The following is an 18,593-nucleotide window of genomic DNA, read 5'->3' on the forward strand; positions in this document are numbered from 1 at the left end:
TAGGTGGCGACTTTGCAATTGCAAGACGTTTCCTTAGGTTATTTAACAAAGCGCGAGGCGACGTTAGCACTGGAATCAATAACTTTTTCAGTAGAGGATGGAGAGTTTCTTTCTATCCTCGGCCCAAGCGGCTGCGGCAAAACGACTTTGCTTTCCATTATTGCAGGACTTCTCACCCCAACAACTGGTCAAGTCACTTTGGGACATAAACCTATTAATGCTACTAGCAATATTGGTTACATGCTTCAACAAGACTACCTCTTTCCTTGGCGTACGATTGAAGACAATATTACATTAGGGCTAAAAATAAAAGGTGTCTATTCTGATTCAACCAAGATGACCGCATTGAATTGGTTAACTCAGCTCGGCCTTGCCGATAAAAAGGATTTATTTCCTAATCAACTGTCAGGTGGAATGAGGCAACGAGTAGCACTCGTTCGGATGCTCGCAACCAATCCAGCTATGATGCTCTTAGATGAGCCTTTTTCAGCACTTGATTATCAAACGAAACTAAAGCTAGAGGATTTAGTATTTCAAACATTAAAAAAAGAGAAAAAAACGGCCATTTTAGTGACACATGATATTGCCGAAGCCATTGCTATGTCAGACCGAGTTATCTTACTATCACCAAGACCCGGCCGCATTCATCGTATCTTCAACATTCCAAATGACATCGCTTGTGTCTTGCCATTTCAAGCAAGGCAGCATAAGGATTTTAACGATCAATTTCAATTGATATGGAAGGAGATGGAGAGCCTTGCATCAACATCTTGATTCCTTACACAAAAAATACCTTGCCTCCCTGAAAAGGGAAAATAGGCAAGTACTTGTAGTCCAACTTGGAATCCTCATCTCATTTTTTGTTTTTTGGGAAGTTGCAGCAAGACAACGTTGGATAGACCCTTTGCTGTTTAGTATGCCATCACGAATTTGGAACTTACTTGTATCTAGAGTCAGTGATGGCTCATTGTTTACTCATGCTTCTGTAACGATGTTTGAAACATTATTTGGTTTTATGCTTGGCACAGGGATTGGTACATTACTCGCCGCCATCTTATGGTGGTCTAGATTCATATCAAAAGTACTCGACCCTTATTTAGTCGTTTTAAATTCTATGCCCAAAGTCGCATTAGGGCCGATTTTAATAGTAGGGCTCGGCCCTGGTTTTACGTCGATCATCGCAATGGGAGCACTCGTCTCCGTCGTCATTACAACGATGGTCGTCTTTACAGCCTTTCGTGAAGTCGATTCAAATTATCTAAAGGTAATGAATACATTTGGCGCATCCAAAAAACAAACGTTTCGATACGTTATTTTTCCAGCTTCTCTTCCCACCATTATCTCAACATTAAAAGTAAACGTAGGCCTAGCTTGGGTCGGTGTTATCGTTGGAGAATTTTTAGTATCTAAACAGGGACTAGGTTATTTAATTATTTACGGCTTCCAAGTATTCAACTTTACACTCGTCCTCATGAGCCTCCTCACCATCGCTATCCTCGCAACCATTATGTACAAAATCGTCGAAGCCCTCGAACAAAAATTACTGAAACAATATTAGAGGATATGCAAAAAGGTGGGTTTCCTTTTTGCATATCCTCTAAGCAATGAGCAGAGCCGCCGTCATCTTTTAAGCCTTTTGAGCGCTCTTCTCAAAAGGCGCACGGCGAGTGAAGCCATTGCCATTATGTTCACTCTCTTTTGGCAAAAAAGCGATTTTCCTTTGCATATCCTCTAAAAGGCGGGTTTCCTTTTTGCATATCCTCTAAGCAATGTGCGGAACCGCCGTTATCTCTTAAGCCTTTTGAGCGATCTTCTCAAAAGGCGCACGGCGAGTGAAGCCATTGCCACTGGATTCGCTCTCTTTTCGCAAAAAGGCGATTTTCCTTTTTGCTGCTGCTCTAAGCAATGTGCGGAGCCACCGTAATCTTTTAAGCCTTTTGAGCGCCCTTCTCAAAAGGCGCACGACGAGTGAAGCCATTGCCACTATGTTTGCTCTCTTTTCGCAAAAAAGCGATTATCCTTTGCATATCCTCTAAATTAATTGCAGTTTGTTTATTTGCTCCATTGTATACGTAAGAACTTGATCTTTCATTATAAAGCTAAACTCTGATTGTGAAGAAAGCTCTGCTGGTAACTCTTCTAATAATACTGGACCATTCGTTTCGTAGTAGTAGGTTTTCTTTGCGACGTTTGAAATTGTAGCAAAAAATATCGTTTTATACATAATGCTTTGCCCACATTTAACCTCATACTGTCCAATAAAATGTAAAGCTTCTATCTCTGCGCCCGTCTCTTCTCGAACTTCTCTTTTTGCTGCGTCAACAAGGGTTTCCCCTTTTTCTACTTTGCCCCCTGGAAATTCAAGGCCCCTCATTTTATGCCTCGTTAATAACCAACTACCATTGTAACGACAGACTACCCATATATGCTTTGCATTCTTCACAAAACCTGGCTCCTCAAACGTAAGTCTGACTTGACAATCATTTTGATCCTGAAATTGATACATACACTCGCCTCATTTTGTCATTCTTACCCTAAGTATACAGATGTAAAAAGCGAAGGGAAACTATGAAAAAGACAAAAACAATTTTTGTCGATAAATGAAACGCACTAATTTCGAACCTTTTAAGGCAGCAGAAAAAGGAAATTGAACTTTTTCTGCTGCCTTTTTATCCCCATGTCGGTTTGACAGGATCTTCTGGTTTAATCATTAACAAAACAATAAGCACTGTTACAACACATAAGACTGTGTTAGACAAGAACATCAAGGAATGGGACGTTTTCATCAATACAGCGAAAACCGGCGGCCCAAGAGCCACACCAGCGAAACGCATGCTACTATAAAGTGATGAAATTGTTCCTCTTTGTTTCATTTCAATCCCTTCTGTTACTAATGCGTCCAGACATGGTAGAGCAATTCCGATTCCTACACCACTTGCGAAAAGACACGTTAATAATAAATAAATGTCTTTGGAGAAAGAGACCGTGAAAATAGCAAGAGTCAATATGACGAGACCTGCAACGGTATACCATTTCATTTTTTGTTTATCTTGCCCAATCACCTTTCCCGTTGCAAATGAAGAGAAACATAACGCTGCTAACGGAATAGCTAAGATAATCCCTTTTTTAATGCCATCTATTTGAAACTCCTCTTCAAGCATTGTAGATAAATAAAAAAGAACACCAAAAATAACAAACATCAATATGCCCCCAATGGCAAATACAGCGTAGAGCCACCGTCCTTCACGCTTAAAAATGACTTTTGTTGTCTTGACAAAAGCCTTAAATCCGACAGCTTTTCCACTCATTGGAGGGACTTTTACTAGAAATAACATGGATAATATCGATATAAAACATAATACAGGAATGGAAAGAAGAGGCATGTACCAAACAATTAGCGCTAATGCAGCACCCAATATCGGACTTAACACTTTTCCTAATGTATTGGCTGTCTCAATCATTCCTAAGCCTTTACTTACATCTTTTTGATTTGTATACATATCACCAACTAATGGCAACACAATCGGCATTGCTCCAGCTGCTCCAATGCCTTGCAAGAAACGACCAAAAATCAACATACCGTATGGATTTTCCATTTGCCAACCTGCAAAACCTGAAATAAATCCCCCTACCCCTGCAATAATTAGACTAGGAATGATGACCTTTTTCCTTCCAATGTGATCTGATATATATCCTGCAATTGGGATACAAAGGATTGCCACAATGGAGTAGACCGTGATGAGCATACTTACTTGGAATGAACTAATTCCAAGCTCTTTCTCGATTTGAGGTAACACTGGAATAAGCATTGAATTCCCCAATGTCATAACGAGTGGTATAGACGAAATCGAGAAAATAGCCCATTTATCTTTTTCTTGCATCGCGAGGCTCCCCCGTTCCTAACTCAAAATAATTACCTTGTTAGTATTAGGAAGAGTGCATGTTCTATACACGTTAAACTTTACATAAGCAAGGAAGAAAAAGACTGTAACAAAGGAACAAAAAAACACCCATTCAATTGAATAGATGCTTTTCATTATTGTAAGTTATAGTCTCCACTTTCTTTAATGGAGCGATAAATAGTATTTAATGCACTTTGAGGGTGCGCAGCTAAATTTTCCATTTTGTTATGGAATTCTGCTAGCAATTGTTCTTCTGAGTAACCTTCGTTAACTAAATCTTTTAAGACATCTTCAATAATTACATCTCTTTTTAACGCAAGTTTTGCCTCTAATAATACACTAATATTATTTGACAATTCAGTAATCGTTTGAACATTTGTAATCATAGCAGCTGGGTGATTGTCCTTACTTGTAATGATCACATCTACAAGAATATGGCCTTTTTTTTCCTTTACTTTTTTAAAATAATCAGTATATTCCTTACTAATCACGGCTTCAATATACCATGTTTGATTCTTGTTTTCCATATTCACAATTAGTCCGTCTTGAATGGGAATTAATTTTTGATCAACACATTCACCGTTACCTTCAAGCAAGCTAAGCGAATAAAGTTTGAATGTTTTCAAAAGCATTTCCCTCCTTTTACTCTAATTAAATCATAAATCTTTCAAATTCCAAAATGAGGGGGACTTTCTTTTCAAGGAGCACCGAAAAAGCTTTGCTTCCTACTTCAGTGCCCTTTAAAAATCCCCCTTGACGCTTATTTATGAACTTTTCATCCTTTGAAAGCACAGCTCATATTGTTTTTCTAGAATCCACTTAATGAGTTCCACCTCTTCACTAGTAAGGTCTCTCCTCAGCTTACATTTACAATCGTCGATAAGTTCTTGGTAAAGATTTTCTTGTAACATATAGTAAATGTCTCCTTTGTCGATTTTTCTCAACTGCTCGATGGTGTCACTCTGACAATTTATGCGTACAAACCCGAAATATGTTAGCTTTTCCCTATTTACAACAAAGCTTCACACAAAAATTTTCGACTTTTTGCTTATAATCATTCTTTTTTTTCGCCCTTTGATTTCTTCACGCAACAATTCAATAAAATCTTCTTCTAACTCCAAACGAATCGCACGTTCATACGCTTCTAATAAAACTCGATATTCTAACCTTTCCATCCCTTTCACCGCACTTATAAAAAATTGTTATTTAAAACCCGCGCTTATCATAGGCTTCCTTCATTTGATCTAGACCTTGTTTTAACGTTTCTCTTGGACAAGCTAAATTGATTCGTTCAAAATCTTTTCCTTCATCACCAAAAATTGGACCATGATTTAAAGCAACATTCGCTTCTTCAACGAGCCATTTTTTCCGCTCCAAAGCTGATAATGGTAGATTTGAGCATTCTAACCACAGTAAGTATGTACCTTCTGAATCCATTACTCGTAATTTAGGCATATTCAAAGAGATATACTTTCGGACAAAATCATAGTTATCTTGCACATAGTCCATTAACTGTTCTAACCACTTTTCCCCATGTGTATATGCCGCTTCAGTTGCCACTTCTGCAAATGAATTAACAGAATTTGCAAATGAGTTAGCTAAGTGGTTAGCTAATTTGCGACGTAATTCTTCATTCTCAACTACTACATACGAAGTTTGTATCCCAGCTAAATTAAAAGTTTTACTTGGGGCTAAACAAGTGAACGTACGCTCTGAAGCATCTTTACTAATCGATGCAAATGGAATATGCTTTTGGCCTTTAAATAGTAAGTCAGCATGGATTTCATCTGAGACAACAAGCAAATTATGCTTTTCACATATCGCGGCGAGCTTTTCTAATTCATCACGCTTCCAAACACGCCCAACTGGATTATGAGGATGACAAAGAACAAGCATTTTGGTATTATCCGTAATCACTGACTCTAATTGATTGAAATCGATATCATAGTGATCTCCGTCAAACGAGAGTGGATTTTTGATTAACTCACGATTATTTTTTTTCACAACATCATAAAACGGGTAGTAAACGGGGGTTTGGATAATAACACCTTCACCAGGTTCAGTGAATGCTTGAATAATGTAACTAATCGTTGGCACAATGCCTGATGTATATATAAGTGAGTCCGCTTCAACCGACCAACTATATCTTCTCTTTAACCAACCTTGAACGGCTTGATCGACCGTTTTTGAATGAGCAGGATATCCAAAAATACCATGTTCAACTGTAGCATGTAATGCATCTAATACTTCTTTTGGTGCACGAAAATCCATATCTGCTACCCACATCGGCAAAAGGTCTTCCTTACCAAAACGTTGCTTAGTCATATCCCACTTCATTGAGTTCGTACCACGACGTTCAACTATTTCATCGAATTGCTTACTCATAACTTACACTTCCTCCCTATTGAAACACATACCTCCATTAAATATTTTTTCTGTCTTTAGGTCAATATTTACTATTCAACGAAGAATAATTAATTCCTTTTTAAATTTATATTTTTTCAAATTTTTATTTAATATTTTGTAGTTCAACAATGATAAAAAAGAGTGGTTATTTTGGAAAATACATTCAGTGATAAAGTCTAATTCCAAACAGACATTCACCCTCTCTTATGATAAGATGGAAAAAGCAAAAAAGTACGTATTTATTAAAGGATAGGTGTTTGGAATGAGTGTGTTAACCGTTAAAAACTTAAGCCATGGATTTGGCGATCGTGCGATTTTTCATGACGTGTCCTTCCGTTTACTTAAAGGAGAGCACATTGGTTTAATTGGAGCCAATGGTGAAGGAAAATCGACGTTTATGAATATTATTACCGGTAAGCTAATGCCTGATGCAGGAAAAGTAGAGTGGTCGAAAAAGGTTCGTGTCGGCTATTTAGACCAGCATTCTGTTTTAGAGCGCGGGATGACGATGCGCGATGTGTTAAAAAGCGCGTTTCAATATATGTTTGACATGGAAACGGAAATGAATGAAATGTATGACAAAATGGGAGAAGCTACTCCTGAACAACTTGAGAAGATGCTTGAAGAAGTTGGAATTATTCAAGATACATTAACAAACAATGATTTCTATACAATTGATGCGAAGGTAGAAGAAATTGCTAGAGGACTTGGTCTTGATGATGTTGGATTAGACCGTGATGTTACAGACCTTAGTGGAGGTCAGCGAACAAAGGTATTACTTGCGAAACTTCTACTCGAGAAACCTGATATCCTGCTATTGGATGAGCCTACAAACTATTTAGATGAACAGCATATTGAATGGTTAAAGCGCTACTTACAAGAGTACGAAAATGCGTTTATCTTGATTTCACATGACATTCCATTTTTAAACAGCGTGATCAACTTGATTTATCATATGGAAAATCAAGAGCTTAATCGATATGTAGGGGATTACGAGCATTTTAAAGAAGTACATGAAATGAAGAAACAGCAGCTTGAGGCAGCTTATAAGAGACAACAGCAAGAAGTTGCTCAATTAAAAGACTTTGTTGCTAGGAACAAAGCACGTGTGTCGACACGTAATATGGCGATGTCTCGTCAAAAGAAACTAGATAAGATGGATATGATTGAACTTACTCAAGAAAAGCCAAAGCCACAGTTTAACTTCAAAGAAGCAAGAACGACAAGCAAGCTGATCTTTGAAACGAAGGATCTTGTCATCGGCTATGATGAGCCGCTTTCACGTCCTCTTAACCTTCGAATGGAACGTGGACAAAAGGTTGCTCTTGTTGGTGCAAACGGAATAGGAAAAACAACGTTACTAAAGAGCATCCTAGGATTAATTAAACCAGTAGATGGCACAGTTGAGCGTGGAGATTATCAAGAGATCGGTTATTTTGAACAAGAAGCAAAAGATCCTGATAAAACATGTATTGACGAGGTATGGCAGGATTTCCCTTCATTCACACAAGCTGAGGTACGTGCAGCCCTTGCTAAGTGTGGATTAACGACAAAGCATATAGAGAGTAAGATTGTCGTTTTAAGTGGTGGCGAAAAAGCCAAGGTCCGTCTTTGTAAATTAATTAATCGTGAAACAAATATCCTTGTTCTCGATGAGCCGACAAATCACTTAGACGTTGACGCAAAAGAAGAGTTAAAACGAGCGCTGCAAGCATACAAAGGAAGCATTTTGCTAATTAGTCACGAACCAGAGTTCTATCAAGACGTTGCTACAGACGTCTGGAACTGCGAATCATGGACAACAAAATTAGTATAGTATAAGAGTATAAGGGTCAGACCCCTCTTTAGTGCAGTAAAGAGGGGTCTGACCCCTCCTTGTCCCGTATGGAATTACGAGGAAGAGTAATGGAGCAGAAAATGGATCCTCAGTACCTTAACCAATTATCTAAGGACTATGAAACACACAATGTCAAACTGAGCTTCTCTCTACCCTAATACACCTATTATTGACATTAACGGTGATGAGGTAAACTTTATCAAAAAGGCGCAAGACTTAGATGGCATACTTATAAAAAGATCAAGCACTGCAAAAAGGAGCGACTTGTTTTGAACCTACGCGCTAAATATAACATTCCTGAAAACGCCATAATAACAATTGCAGGTACCGTTGGTGTTGGAAAATCAACAATGACAACATCACTTGCAAAAGCTCTTGGCTTCAACACTTCTTTTGAAAATGTTGATCAAAATCCATACTTAGACAAATTTTATGCTGATTTTGAACGGTGGAGTTTTCATTTACAAATTTATTTTCTTGCCGAACGATTTAAAGAACAAAAGAGGATGTTTGAGCAAGGTGGCGGTTTTATTCAAGACCGTTCCATTTATGAGGATACAGGCATTTTTGCTAAAATGCATTCAGATAAAGGTACAATGACAGACGTTGATTACGAAACGTATACGAGCCTTTTTAATGCGATGGTAATGACACCATATTTTCCTCATCCGGACGTGCTTATTTACCTTGAAGGTGACTTGAATAATATTGTTAGCCGTATTCAAGAACGCGGCCGCGAAATGGAACAAAAGACTCCACTTTCCTATTGGGAAGAAATGCATGTACGTTACGAGGAGTGGATTAACAACTTCACGTCTTGTCCAGTGTTACGTTTAAATATTAAAGAGTATGATTTATTAAACGATGAACAAGCTGTTGAATCAATTATAGAGCGAATTTCAAATGTGATAAATCCAAAAGTGACGATTTAATCTAAGAGAAGAGGATAACCGAGCTGTTAAGCTACCCGGTCATCCTCTTCTTTGTCTTCTTTTTTTTCTAAAAAATAATAAATACGTGGTAAATGCGAAAATCGTAAATATTCTTGGAGCAATGACCCTCCAACAAATGCGATCATTTGCCAATCAACGCCTTTTAACATAAGCACATCCCCCCATATCGAAATTTATGCCGATAAGAAGTTGTCTTATGATTTCTACATACTTTGTCTTGTTTTCGTTAGTTTATAAAAGTATTCTCCTGCCTTAATCAGTCCCCGCTGATGATCTAAGTCATCTATGCTATCTTCTGCATTATAATCTATTTCTTCATATGGGAGTTCAATAACATCTTGTGCTTCGGTTAGTCTTCCTTTTTTAAACAACCGGATAACTTCAATCAAATCTTCTCGTGCAAGGATCCTAACTTTTGTTGCTGCAGCAAGCTTTCTGCAAGGCTCGGAAACATCAATTGCAGATGTTATAACAATAGCTTGATTGGCATCATAATAGGCTTTTGCTGCATAAATTTCCTGAATAGCCTCTAAACCAATCTTCTCAGTAATACGCTTAGCTTGGACAACGGTTTGAGCCTCTAATCGATCCCGAAAAAGCAAATCCGCTCCAAAGTCCCGACTTTTCTTCGTTAAAAACGTCTCATCATACCCAAGAGCTACAAATAAGACATATAAATAATCTTCAAAATCATGACCAGACATTCGGTCAATATCTGTAATTGAAATCTTACTTACATCAAAGCGTTTCTTTTTTCGAAAATGCAAAAGAACCGCTATAACAATGATTGCAACGGTGAGCAATAAGAGAACACTAAATCCCGCCACACTGAGCCATGTTGGCACACTTTCATTCATACTCGTCCCAACTCCCTTCGTTCCTTATCTTAAGCGTTGGAAACCCAAAAAGCAAACACTTGTTTGTTAAAGGGTCAGACCCTTCTGCACACCTTTAACGCGGTGAATATATACAGAGGGGTCTGACCCCCCCTACTCCTAAAGAGCACTGAAAAAGGTCAAAACCGCACCTTTTTCAGTGCCCTACTCCAAAAGTTGTAGATTTTATCAGTCTTCTTCTCGATGTTGGTTGTTGCTTGTTTTCATAAAATGAGAGTAATCAAAGAACGAAGGGAGTTAAACAAATGTTTGATCAAATAAAACAAGTCATTATGATAACAGGTGCCACACGCGGCCTAGGCTATACTCTTGCTCAACACTTTGCCAAGCAAGGGGCTAATTTAGCAATTTGTGCTAGAGGGGAAAACGAAATTAAAACGGTTCAAAACGAATTGGAGAAATACGGGGCTGAAGTCGTTGCACTTTCTGCAGATGTTTCTAATCCTAATGATGTTGAGCGATTTATCTCAGTAACAGAAAATTATTTTGGTCACATCGATACACTAATTAACAACGCATCGATCTTTGGGCCTGGCCCCCTTTATTTAGCCGATTATCCTGATCTAGCTCTTAAAAATGTGCTTGAAATTAATATTATGAACCCTTTCCTAATGACGAAACGTGTTTTACCTGGAATGCTTGCACGTCATAAAGGCAGTATTATTAACCTCACATCTGAAGTAGGCAAAACAGGATATGCCGAATGGGGAGCTTATTCTATCTCTAAATTTGCTGTAGAAGGTATGACTCAAATCTGGGCAGATGAATTAATTGATACAGGTGTTCGAATCAACCTTGTCGATCCAGGAGAAATGGATACTGCTATGCACAAAATTGCCGTACCAAATTGTGAATATGAGCTTGCTCAACCTAGTGACGTCATAGATGTATTTGATTACTTGGCATCAAGCGAATCTCAATTTGTTACCGGTCAACGGTTCGAAGCACAATCTTTTACAAGAAAGGGGGTATGAACATGACTTTAGCATCCTATCCATTCGTTGTTCCAGATCACCTACATGCGTTTTTGCCAGCTGAGATCCGTTCTAATAAAAGAGAAGCAGTAAAGCTGTTAGTTCAAAATCGCCAAGCAGGCAACGTACATCATGATACTTTCGAAAACCTTAGCAGTTATTTGAAAGAAGGTGATGTCCTAATTTTAAATAATAGTCGAACAATTCCAGCCGTCATTTTTACGACAGATCATATGGAAGTACGCCTTGCAAGGAAACGTTCTTCTGAAATTTGGGATGTTCTTTATCTTCATGAAATAGAAATTGGTGATACTCTAACCTTTACAAGTAACGTAAAAGCAACCGTTTTAGACAAGTGTAGTAAGACCCCCCTTATCTCTTTACGCTTTTCAATCGCAGGAAATGAATTTTATAATTATCTCTATACACACGGGACACCGATTCATTACGAATATTTACAGGATCACTGGCCACTGCAAGCCTTTCAAACGGTGTATAGCTCTGTACCAGGTTCGATCGAAATGCCTTCAGCTGGTCGCGCCCTCTCCTGGAAGATGCTTGCTGACCTACAAAAGAAAGGGGTCGAAATTGGCTTTGTTTATCTCCATACTGGTCTAAGCTATTTCGAAAACGACCATTGGCCAGATCCCATTTTCCAGCCAGAGCCATTTCATGTCCCGAAAGAAACAGTTGAACTCATTCATTTAGCCAAAAACAGAAATTCAAGGATTATCGCCGTTGGTACAACGGTTGTGAGAGCACTAGAAAGCGCCGTTGATACACAGCATATTCTTCAACCTACTACAGGAGAAACAACTCTTCATATCAAATTAAATTCCTCACTTTATGTTGTGGATGGTTTGTTAACAGGCTTCCACGAACCTGAAGCGAGTCACCTTGACATGCTTTCTGCTTTTATTGACCAAAAGAATTTACTGGCTGCTTACGAAGAGGCAATTAGACAAGGTTATTTGTGGCATGAGTTTGGTGATATGAACCTCCTTTTGCCAATGGAGAACTAAACATGGACATTCATCATATTGGTATCGTTGTTCCAGATATTAACGCTGCTAGAACGTTGTTAGCATCTGACTGGGAGGTAGAAGCAGAATTTTCGTTTATGGATGAAAACTTACTATTCTTAAATAAAGATTCTTTTATCATTGAACTCATTGAAGGGGATCCAACTACCTTTCCTTTTCACGTTGCCTACCAAGTCCCTAATTTAGAAAACCATATGCAAAACTGGATTCCACCACCTTCTTTTGAAGCGTGTGGACCATACGAATTAAAAAATGGATGGAAAACGATCTTCTATTCTAACGATTATTATTATGTTGAGTTTATTGAAAAAAAAGAACGGACTTAGAGGACCCCTCTTCTTCCGTTCTATCTTTTTTTTACGTTATGTTTCAGTGCAAAAACTGCCGCTTGCGTTCGATCGGCTAACTCGAGCTTGGCTAATATGTTAGACATATGTGTTTTGACCGTTTTTTCTGAAATGTAGAGCTCTTGTGCGATTTCTTTATTACTTCGCCCTTTTGTCACTTCTACTAAAACATCACGTTCCCGTCCCGTTAACCTCTGTAGACGCGCTTGTTCACTAGTGAAGTTTGGTGAAACACGAGTTAATACATGCTTAGTTACTTTTTCATGTAGTCTGCTTTCACCACAATACACAGCGCGAATAGTTTCTGCTAACTGCTCTGGTTCAATATCTTTTAATTGATAGCCGGAAGCTCCTGCTTCTAATGCTGGAATGACGTGATCTTGATCTGTAAAACTAGTTAACACTAGAACAATTGCACTCTCATCTAGCTCTTTTAGCTTCTTCGTACATTCCATTCCATCCATTTTCGGCATATCTAAATCCATAATCACCACATCTGGACGCTCTTTTTCAAATAATTCAATTGCCTCCATGCCGTTAGAAGCTTCTGCTACTACCTTTAAATCTTCCATTGACTCAAGGAAATAAACTAAGCCTCTTCTAACAACATGATGATCATCAACAATCATAATTCGTATAGTCATCTGATGATCCCCCTACTGATTTGAAATGACTACTGTAAGTGTCGTTCCTATATTCTCTTTACTCTCCCATGTGAACGTTCCTTTTAAGGCTTCAACTCGTTCTCTCATCCCATGAATGCCTATTGATCTACTGTGAATATACTCAGTTTCCTTCGTCCCACAACCATGATCTCTTATTTTCATCATTAACTCTTCTTTCGATGCCTCAATTTCTACAAAAGCTTCTAAAACACCACTATGCTTTTTGACATTGTTTAGTGCTTCCTGAGCAATTCGCCATAAACACTCTTCACTTGATTTAGATAGAGTAAGTATACCTTTCACATTTACGTGTACAGTTACCCCAAGTAAGCTTGCATAATGTTTAATAGCAGACGTCATTCCTTCTTGTAACTCTTCTGATCTTAACTGATAGATTAGTTGCTTTAATTCCTTCAACGCTTCTTGAGATAACACTTGTATTTGCCCAAGTGTTTCTTTTGTCTCTACTTCCTTTGTCCGTAATTGAGCTCCCTTTGCTGTTAGTGACAAGGAAAACAGCATTTGGTTTACTGAATCATGTAAATCTCGTGCTAACCGGTTACGTTCATCTAATCGTGCAAGTTCTTTTCTTTGTTCGTTCAATCGCTCCTTCTCAAAATACAAACAAAGATAATGAGTAAGCTGTTCTATAAGATAGTGATCGACCTCATCGAACACTTCATGAAAAATGGTTACCTTCAATCTTGTCTCACCAAAAATAGCTTTTTGAACGACCTTTTGTCTACGATTGCATTCTCCTACTTCAGTAAACTGTCCATTAAGACTTATAGAAATTCCCTTCCAGTTAAAAAGGCGTAAAATCATTGCAGCTAATTCAAAAGGTTCTTTATCTCCCTTTTGTATCATTGATAAACAAGTACCAAGTGTTGTTAGCAAATTTGACCGACGTTGCTCCTGTTCAAATAATTTAAAACGCTTTACAGTTGCTCCTACTTGATACGCTACAGTCTCAAGCAGATCTAATTCTTCTTCGGAAAAATGAGTCTTGCTTGGAGAAGCTACATTCATTAAGCCAAATGACTCTTCTCCAGCAAAAATAGGAATCGTAGCATGATGGCTAATTCCATTTGTCGCACCAAAATTTCCAACCTTCACACGCTCAAGACGTCTACATTCCATAATATTCACAGCCTTTTTTAGGTGGCCTGCTAAATATTTATCTTTGCACCAACAGCCACCATCACAAAGCGGTAAGTTTTCCTTGTACATTAGTCCCTCAGGTAAGCCATAAGAAGCAAACAGGGAGTGCTTCCCTTCTTCATGTATAAGAAAAATCCAACCACATTCCAGTTTTACTGCTTGAAGTAACCGTTCTAATACCGATTGCAGCATGTTTTTAAGGTCATTGCCTTCATTTAATGTCATTGAAATAATACGTAACGTTTCCCTAACATTCTTGGCCTGAACGAAATGGTTTTGTTGGTCCATCATCAACCCTCACTTAGACTTGTTCCTTTTATCGTACCGTACATTAAGAAAACAGAGAAGAGAAAATCGTCAACCATGACATATTAATCAAATCATTGGGTAGACTAGTGATGAAAAACGTCTAAAGGATGTGAATTCATGAAAAATCCTAAACGTAAAAAGCATAATTCACTTTTGCCTATCTATCTTTTTCTAACTACATATATTCTAGTTCATTTATATAATTACAGTTTTACGATATTTGGATTTGTACTAGCCGCAATCCTTTCCACATTAGGAATCACAAATCTTTTAAAAACATCGAAATGGATTTCTCGCCATCTATCTTCTGAGTTATTAAATATCGATGAGATACCTGATCGGGAATTTCAACAACTATTAGTCCCACTTTTTCAAAAGCAAGGCTACTCAGTCAGTAGAACGAAAGTGAACCGCAAAGCACAACCAGATCTAATTCTTCGAAAAAAAGGACTAAAAGCAATCGTCGTTGCTAAACGTCAAACGAATCAAGTAAGTGCAAATTTTGTTCACGATGTTCTTGCTTTAAAACCAAATTATCAAGCAAGACGAGTGATCATCGTAACAAATAGTCAGTTTACAAAATCAGCTAAACGTATTGCACGTGCAAATAAAATAACTCTCATCGATCGTGATTCACTAGATGCTATGCTTGATGCGTACTTAGAACAAAAAAAATCACACCGTTTTATCCAACGTGTCCGAACACTACTTATAAAAGATGAAGTAAAAAGAGAAGCACAAGAGTAATCTTCAATATAAGAAAATCGCTAGAAATAAAGCTCTAGCGATTTTCTTACTCGTTTCAATTCCAACTGGAAAATTTATTTACGGGGTATTTTTGCTTCACTACAACAACGCCTAGTCCTAATTCTGATTTTCAGAGTTAGGACTAGGCGTTGTCTATATCCGATTAACTGACGATATCATCAATTACGGCTAAATATTGTCGTGTTACATTTATATCTGAGTGCCCGGATAGTTGTGCAACAATAGAAAGATCGACGCCTTTACGAACTAAATCATAACAAAACGTATGGCGAAGCTTATGAGGATATACACCATACTCCTCTTTTAACATGTGCTGTACTGTACGCGCTGCAATTCGTTTCTGATAATTTGAAACAAAAAGTGCTTCATGCTCGTCATTTCTAGACGTAAGGTAATCGTGTAGCTTATGAACGAGCTCTTTTGATAAAGGAATAATTCGTTCATTTTCTTGTTCTAGATTTTTTACAACCATTTGACCTGTTTGGCTCTTATGATTTAATTTAATGTCGTCACGATTCAACATACACAGTTCAGAAACTCGTACCCCTGTATAAAGCAAGGCAAAAACAATCGCTTTGTTACGCTTACTTGAATCAGCTTTGGCTTTCTTAAGAAGGGTATTTATTTCTTCTTCCGTTAGAAAGTCTGGGGCAACATAATCGATTTTTGTTTTTGACCTTTTTATATTTTCAGTCATTTCTGGACGATTTTGCGACTTGGCAAAAGTATTTATTGTATTAAAAATTTTATTTATTGTTGAAACACTTCGTTTTTCTGTTTCTAAGAAGTCAATATACGATTGCACATCTTGCTGTGTAAGTTCATGTAGTTCCTTGTCCTGGGCCTCTAACCAACTAGAAAATGTATGGATCACACCACAATACGTTTTAATTGTATTTTCTGACCTTCCTTTTTGAGAGAGATAGACAGCAAAAGAATCTATGACGTCTTTTGTGGTTCCAGCGCATTTTTTATCCAAAATGAATTCCCCCTAACTACCACAACTATAAAAGGGATTTCAAAGTTTGTCAAGTTCTGCGCAAACAATTGGTTTAAATTGTTATATTTTATTAATTTTTTCATTTGAAAATGACACATAAATGCACTTCCCTTTTTCCTATGATATAGTTAAAAGGAGTTCTTACTAAGGAGGAATATTGTCGTGAGTAAAAAGTTAACAGCCTATATTGGGACTTATACAAAAGGGGATAGCAAAGGGATTTACCGTTTATCCATGGACGATACATCAGGTACGATAGATGATGTTCAAGTTGCTGCGGAACTAGAAAATCCAACATTTCTTACAGTTACTAGTGATCAAAAGTATTTGTATTCGGTTACGAAAGTGGAAGATCAAGGCGGTGTTGGAGCCTATTCGATTGAACCAGATGGACAATTATCGTTATTAAATTATAATGTAGCTGATGGGAGCCCTCCATGTCACGTTAGTTTAAATGATTCTAATAATTTTCTCTTCTCAGCCAATTACCATCAAGGTACAGGAATTGCGTATAAGCTAACCGATAACGGAGAGATTGCAGCAGTCACATCAACAGTTACACACGCGGGGAGTGGGCCACACGAAAGACAAGAAAAGCCTCATGCTCACTATGCTGGATTAACTCCTGACGAACATTATCTTTGTGTGGTAGATTTAGGGACAGATGAGATGGTTGTTTACTCTTTCGATAATGGTACATTGACGAAACACAGTGAACAAACTTTTAAACCAGGCACAGGTCCAAGACATATTCAATTTCATCCAAATGGAAAATTTGCTTACGTAAATGGTGAACTTAGTTCAGAAGTAATCGCTTTAAGCTATGACTTTGAAACTGGCTCATTTAATGAACTTCAATACATATCTTCTCTCCCAGCTGGTATTGGAGAAGAAAGCATCGGGGGAGCTATTAAGCTATCTGCTGATGGAAAGTTTTTGTATGCATCGAATCGTGGTCATGACAGTATTGCAGTCTTTCAAATTGACGCAGATACAGGTCATCTTACGTTAGTTGACCATACATCAACGGAAGGTTCTTTTCCAAGAGATTTTACAATAGATCCTACTGGAAAGTTCCTTTTAGCTGCTAATCAAGACACCAGCAATATCGTTCAGTTTACGATTGATTCTTCAACTGGTAAACTCACCCCTACTGGTGTTACTGTTTCCGTACCTAACCCTGTATGTGTTGTTTTTACTAACTAAACCTAAAAATATTGATATATTCAAAAAGGAGTGTCTCAAAAGTTCTTTGAGACACCCTTTTTTATGTTTTACCTAGTCAAATTAAATTTGGATATTCTTATAAAAAGGAGGATGCTTTTCACTAGTTACCTAACTTTCATTTATTTTTACGCTCTTTTAGAGACTGCGTTTGAACCGAGGTCGGGTGATAATATAAGTTTCTTTTTAATCAGAGCCTGGTGAATTCTCCCTACCAATGTTATTCCAAATGCGCTAGAAGCTGCTAATAGAAGTGAAAATAGGGTTTCTTTGGCGCCAATTAGGAAAAAGCTTAAAGGAAAAACAGAACTATCCACTAAAAAGACTGCTAAACCAAAAGAAAATCCGTATTTTAAGTTAATCATTTTTCCCAACATGGAACCGCCACCTAAACTTGAATTGGCCATTCCCATCAGACCTAATCCAATTCCCATCCATAGCCCGCCAATTAGAGCACCGATTACAATATTCTCAACACCGAAGCGCATCAATGGCTCTTGAAGAATTCCGACAAGGATAGATGCAGAAACCATGCTGACAACCGACTTATAAAATAGATCACGATACCAAATAAAGGCTGATAAGAATAAAGGGAAATTAAACAAAAACATTCCTACTCCAATATTTAAATCGAATAAGTAATAACTCATGGTTGCCATTCCTGTAATCCCCCCCGCCATAATGGTGTTGGGAACAGCAAAAAGTATGGTTGCGAGGGAGAAGTTAATAATGCCTATAGAAATAAGAATAAAGCGTTGTATGGTAAATCCCCCTTTTCAAAAAACTGAATATTAATACTATAATACATTTTCTATTAGTTTGCATCTGAGGTATTTTGGCTTTCGCGTATGTCCGTCTCTCCTATTTCCATGCGGAGCGTGCCCTGCCTGGCAACGTCCTGGCTCGTCCTTTCTCTTCTATGGGGATGTTTGGCCATGGTGTTTTTTCTTCGACGTTGCTTACGAAAAAAAGAAGTTCGTCTCACAGGGGGACATGATGTTTTTCAGAGAAGTATAATCATGTAGTAACCATCGGCCTACTCGAAGAAGATGTTGCTCCTTCGGACCAAAAGCTCTTCTGCGCCTTCAGCATTCTGTTTATGCATATA

Annotated in this window: 20 protein-coding genes; 9 read left to right on the forward strand and 11 right to left on the reverse strand. The window is 37.9% G+C overall.

The window, feature by feature from the left end; genetic code table 11:
* Positions 1-3 precede the first annotated feature (3 nt).
* Both MF646_RS12215 and MF646_RS12220 read left to right on the forward strand, forming a co-directional pair.
* Entirely contained in the window at positions 4-774 is a 771-nt protein-coding gene (locus tag MF646_RS12215) for an ABC transporter ATP-binding protein (protein WP_250096778.1), read from the forward strand.
* Complete coding sequence (locus tag MF646_RS12220; protein WP_250096779.1) at positions 758-1,558, forward strand: ABC transporter permease; 801 nt, start codon at positions 758-760, stop codon at positions 1,556-1,558. The genes MF646_RS12215 and MF646_RS12220 overlap by 17 nt, the downstream gene beginning before the upstream one ends.
* 474 nt (positions 1,559-2,032) lie before the next feature.
* Here MF646_RS12220 and ytkD read toward each other — a convergent pair whose 3' ends face one another.
* From ytkD to MF646_RS12245, 5 genes are all read right to left on the reverse strand, one after another.
* A complete protein-coding gene (ytkD, locus tag MF646_RS12225) occupies positions 2,033-2,506 on the reverse strand; it encodes an RNA deprotection pyrophosphohydrolase (protein ID WP_250096780.1) in 474 nt (157 codons plus the stop codon).
* Between the two features lie 163 nt (positions 2,507-2,669).
* Positions 2,670-3,881, reverse strand: a complete 1,212-nt coding sequence (locus tag MF646_RS12230; protein ID WP_250096781.1) for a bacillibactin exporter BcbE — start codon at positions 3,879-3,881, stop codon at positions 2,670-2,672.
* 155 nt (positions 3,882-4,036) lie between these two features.
* Positions 4,037-4,528 carry a YwpF-like family protein gene (locus MF646_RS12235; protein ID WP_250096782.1) on the reverse strand — a complete coding sequence of 164 codons (492 nt, stop codon included), beginning with the start codon at positions 4,526-4,528 and terminating at the stop codon, positions 4,037-4,039.
* A gap of 396 nt (positions 4,529-4,924) precedes the next feature.
* Complete coding sequence (gene sda / locus MF646_RS12240; protein ID WP_250096783.1) at positions 4,925-5,077, reverse strand: sporulation histidine kinase inhibitor Sda; 153 nt, start codon at positions 5,075-5,077, stop codon at positions 4,925-4,927.
* Positions 5,078-5,108: 31 nt separating this feature from the next.
* Complete coding sequence (locus MF646_RS12245; protein ID WP_250096784.1) at positions 5,109-6,287, reverse strand: MalY/PatB family protein; 1,179 nt, start codon at positions 6,285-6,287, stop codon at positions 5,109-5,111.
* A gap of 283 nt (positions 6,288-6,570) precedes the next feature.
* Here MF646_RS12245 and MF646_RS12250 point away from each other — a divergent pair, with 283 nt between their 5' ends.
* Positions 6,571-8,124 (forward strand): ABC-F family ATP-binding cassette domain-containing protein, encoded by a 1,554-nt coding sequence (locus MF646_RS12250; protein ID WP_250096785.1) that lies wholly within the window; start codon positions 6,571-6,573, stop codon positions 8,122-8,124.
* Between the two features lie 290 nt (positions 8,125-8,414).
* Positions 8,415-9,077 (forward strand): deoxynucleoside kinase, encoded by a 663-nt coding sequence (locus MF646_RS12255; RefSeq protein ID WP_250096786.1) that lies wholly within the window; start codon positions 8,415-8,417, stop codon positions 9,075-9,077.
* Positions 9,078-9,103: 26 nt separating this feature from the next.
* Here the strand turns inward: MF646_RS12255 and MF646_RS12260 are convergent, their stop codons facing one another.
* Positions 9,104-9,247 carry a hypothetical protein gene (locus MF646_RS12260; RefSeq protein WP_250096787.1) on the reverse strand — a complete coding sequence of 48 codons (144 nt, stop codon included), beginning with the start codon at positions 9,245-9,247 and terminating at the stop codon, positions 9,104-9,106.
* A gap of 54 nt (positions 9,248-9,301) precedes the next feature.
* Positions 9,302-9,955 carry a restriction endonuclease gene (locus tag MF646_RS12265; RefSeq protein WP_250096788.1) on the reverse strand — a complete coding sequence of 218 codons (654 nt, stop codon included), beginning with the start codon at positions 9,953-9,955 and terminating at the stop codon, positions 9,302-9,304.
* Between the two features lie 284 nt (positions 9,956-10,239).
* Between MF646_RS12265 and MF646_RS12270 the strand changes: the two genes are divergently transcribed.
* Genes MF646_RS12270 through MF646_RS12280 form a run of 3 tightly spaced genes read left to right on the forward strand, consistent with a single transcriptional unit; the run spans position 10,240 to position 12,337 of the window.
* On the forward strand, positions 10,240-10,968 hold the full coding sequence (locus MF646_RS12270; RefSeq protein WP_250096789.1) for an SDR family NAD(P)-dependent oxidoreductase: 729 nt from the start codon (positions 10,240-10,242) through the stop codon (positions 10,966-10,968).
* Positions 10,969-10,970: 2 nt separating this feature from the next.
* Entirely contained in the window at positions 10,971-11,990 is a 1,020-nt protein-coding gene (locus tag MF646_RS12275; RefSeq protein ID WP_250096790.1) for an S-adenosylmethionine:tRNA ribosyltransferase-isomerase, read from the forward strand.
* A gap of 2 nt (positions 11,991-11,992) precedes the next feature.
* Positions 11,993-12,337, forward strand: a complete 345-nt coding sequence (locus tag MF646_RS12280; protein ID WP_250096791.1) for a VOC family protein — start codon at positions 11,993-11,995, stop codon at positions 12,335-12,337.
* A 20-nt stretch (positions 12,338-12,357) separates the two neighbouring features.
* Here MF646_RS12280 and MF646_RS12285 read toward each other — a convergent pair whose 3' ends face one another.
* Together MF646_RS12285 and MF646_RS12290 are read right to left on the reverse strand one after the other, a co-directional pair.
* A complete protein-coding gene (locus MF646_RS12285; RefSeq protein WP_250096792.1) occupies positions 12,358-13,002 on the reverse strand; it encodes a response regulator in 645 nt (214 codons plus the stop codon).
* Positions 13,003-13,014: 12 nt separating this feature from the next.
* Positions 13,015-14,472, reverse strand: a complete 1,458-nt coding sequence (locus tag MF646_RS12290; RefSeq protein WP_250096793.1) for a GAF domain-containing sensor histidine kinase — start codon at positions 14,470-14,472, stop codon at positions 13,015-13,017.
* Positions 14,473-14,610: 138 nt separating this feature from the next.
* Between MF646_RS12290 and MF646_RS12295 the strand changes: the two genes are divergently transcribed.
* A complete protein-coding gene (locus MF646_RS12295; protein WP_250096794.1) occupies positions 14,611-15,240 on the forward strand; it encodes a restriction endonuclease in 630 nt (209 codons plus the stop codon).
* Positions 15,241-15,403: 163 nt separating this feature from the next.
* On the opposite strand, the gene MF646_RS12300 is transcribed toward MF646_RS12295, so the two are convergent.
* Positions 15,404-16,240, reverse strand: a complete 837-nt coding sequence (locus MF646_RS12300) for a tyrosine-type recombinase/integrase (protein ID WP_250096795.1) — start codon at positions 16,238-16,240, stop codon at positions 15,404-15,406.
* Between the two features lie 177 nt (positions 16,241-16,417).
* Here MF646_RS12300 and MF646_RS12305 point away from each other — a divergent pair, with 177 nt between their 5' ends.
* Positions 16,418-17,467, forward strand: coding sequence for a lactonase family protein (locus tag MF646_RS12305; RefSeq protein ID WP_250096802.1), 1,050 nt, complete (start codon positions 16,418-16,420; stop codon positions 17,465-17,467).
* Between the two features lie 146 nt (positions 17,468-17,613).
* Here MF646_RS12305 and MF646_RS12310 read toward each other — a convergent pair whose 3' ends face one another.
* Positions 17,614-18,246: a YitT family protein gene (locus MF646_RS12310; protein ID WP_338035496.1), complete on the reverse strand. Its 633-nt coding sequence runs from the start codon at positions 18,244-18,246 to the stop codon at positions 17,614-17,616.
* Between the last annotated feature and the right edge of the window lie 347 nt (positions 18,247-18,593).

The organism is Halalkalibacter alkaliphilus (genome assembly GCF_023555415.1).
GTDB lineage: Bacteria > Bacillota > Bacilli > Bacillales > Bacillaceae_D > Halalkalibacter > Halalkalibacter alkaliphilus.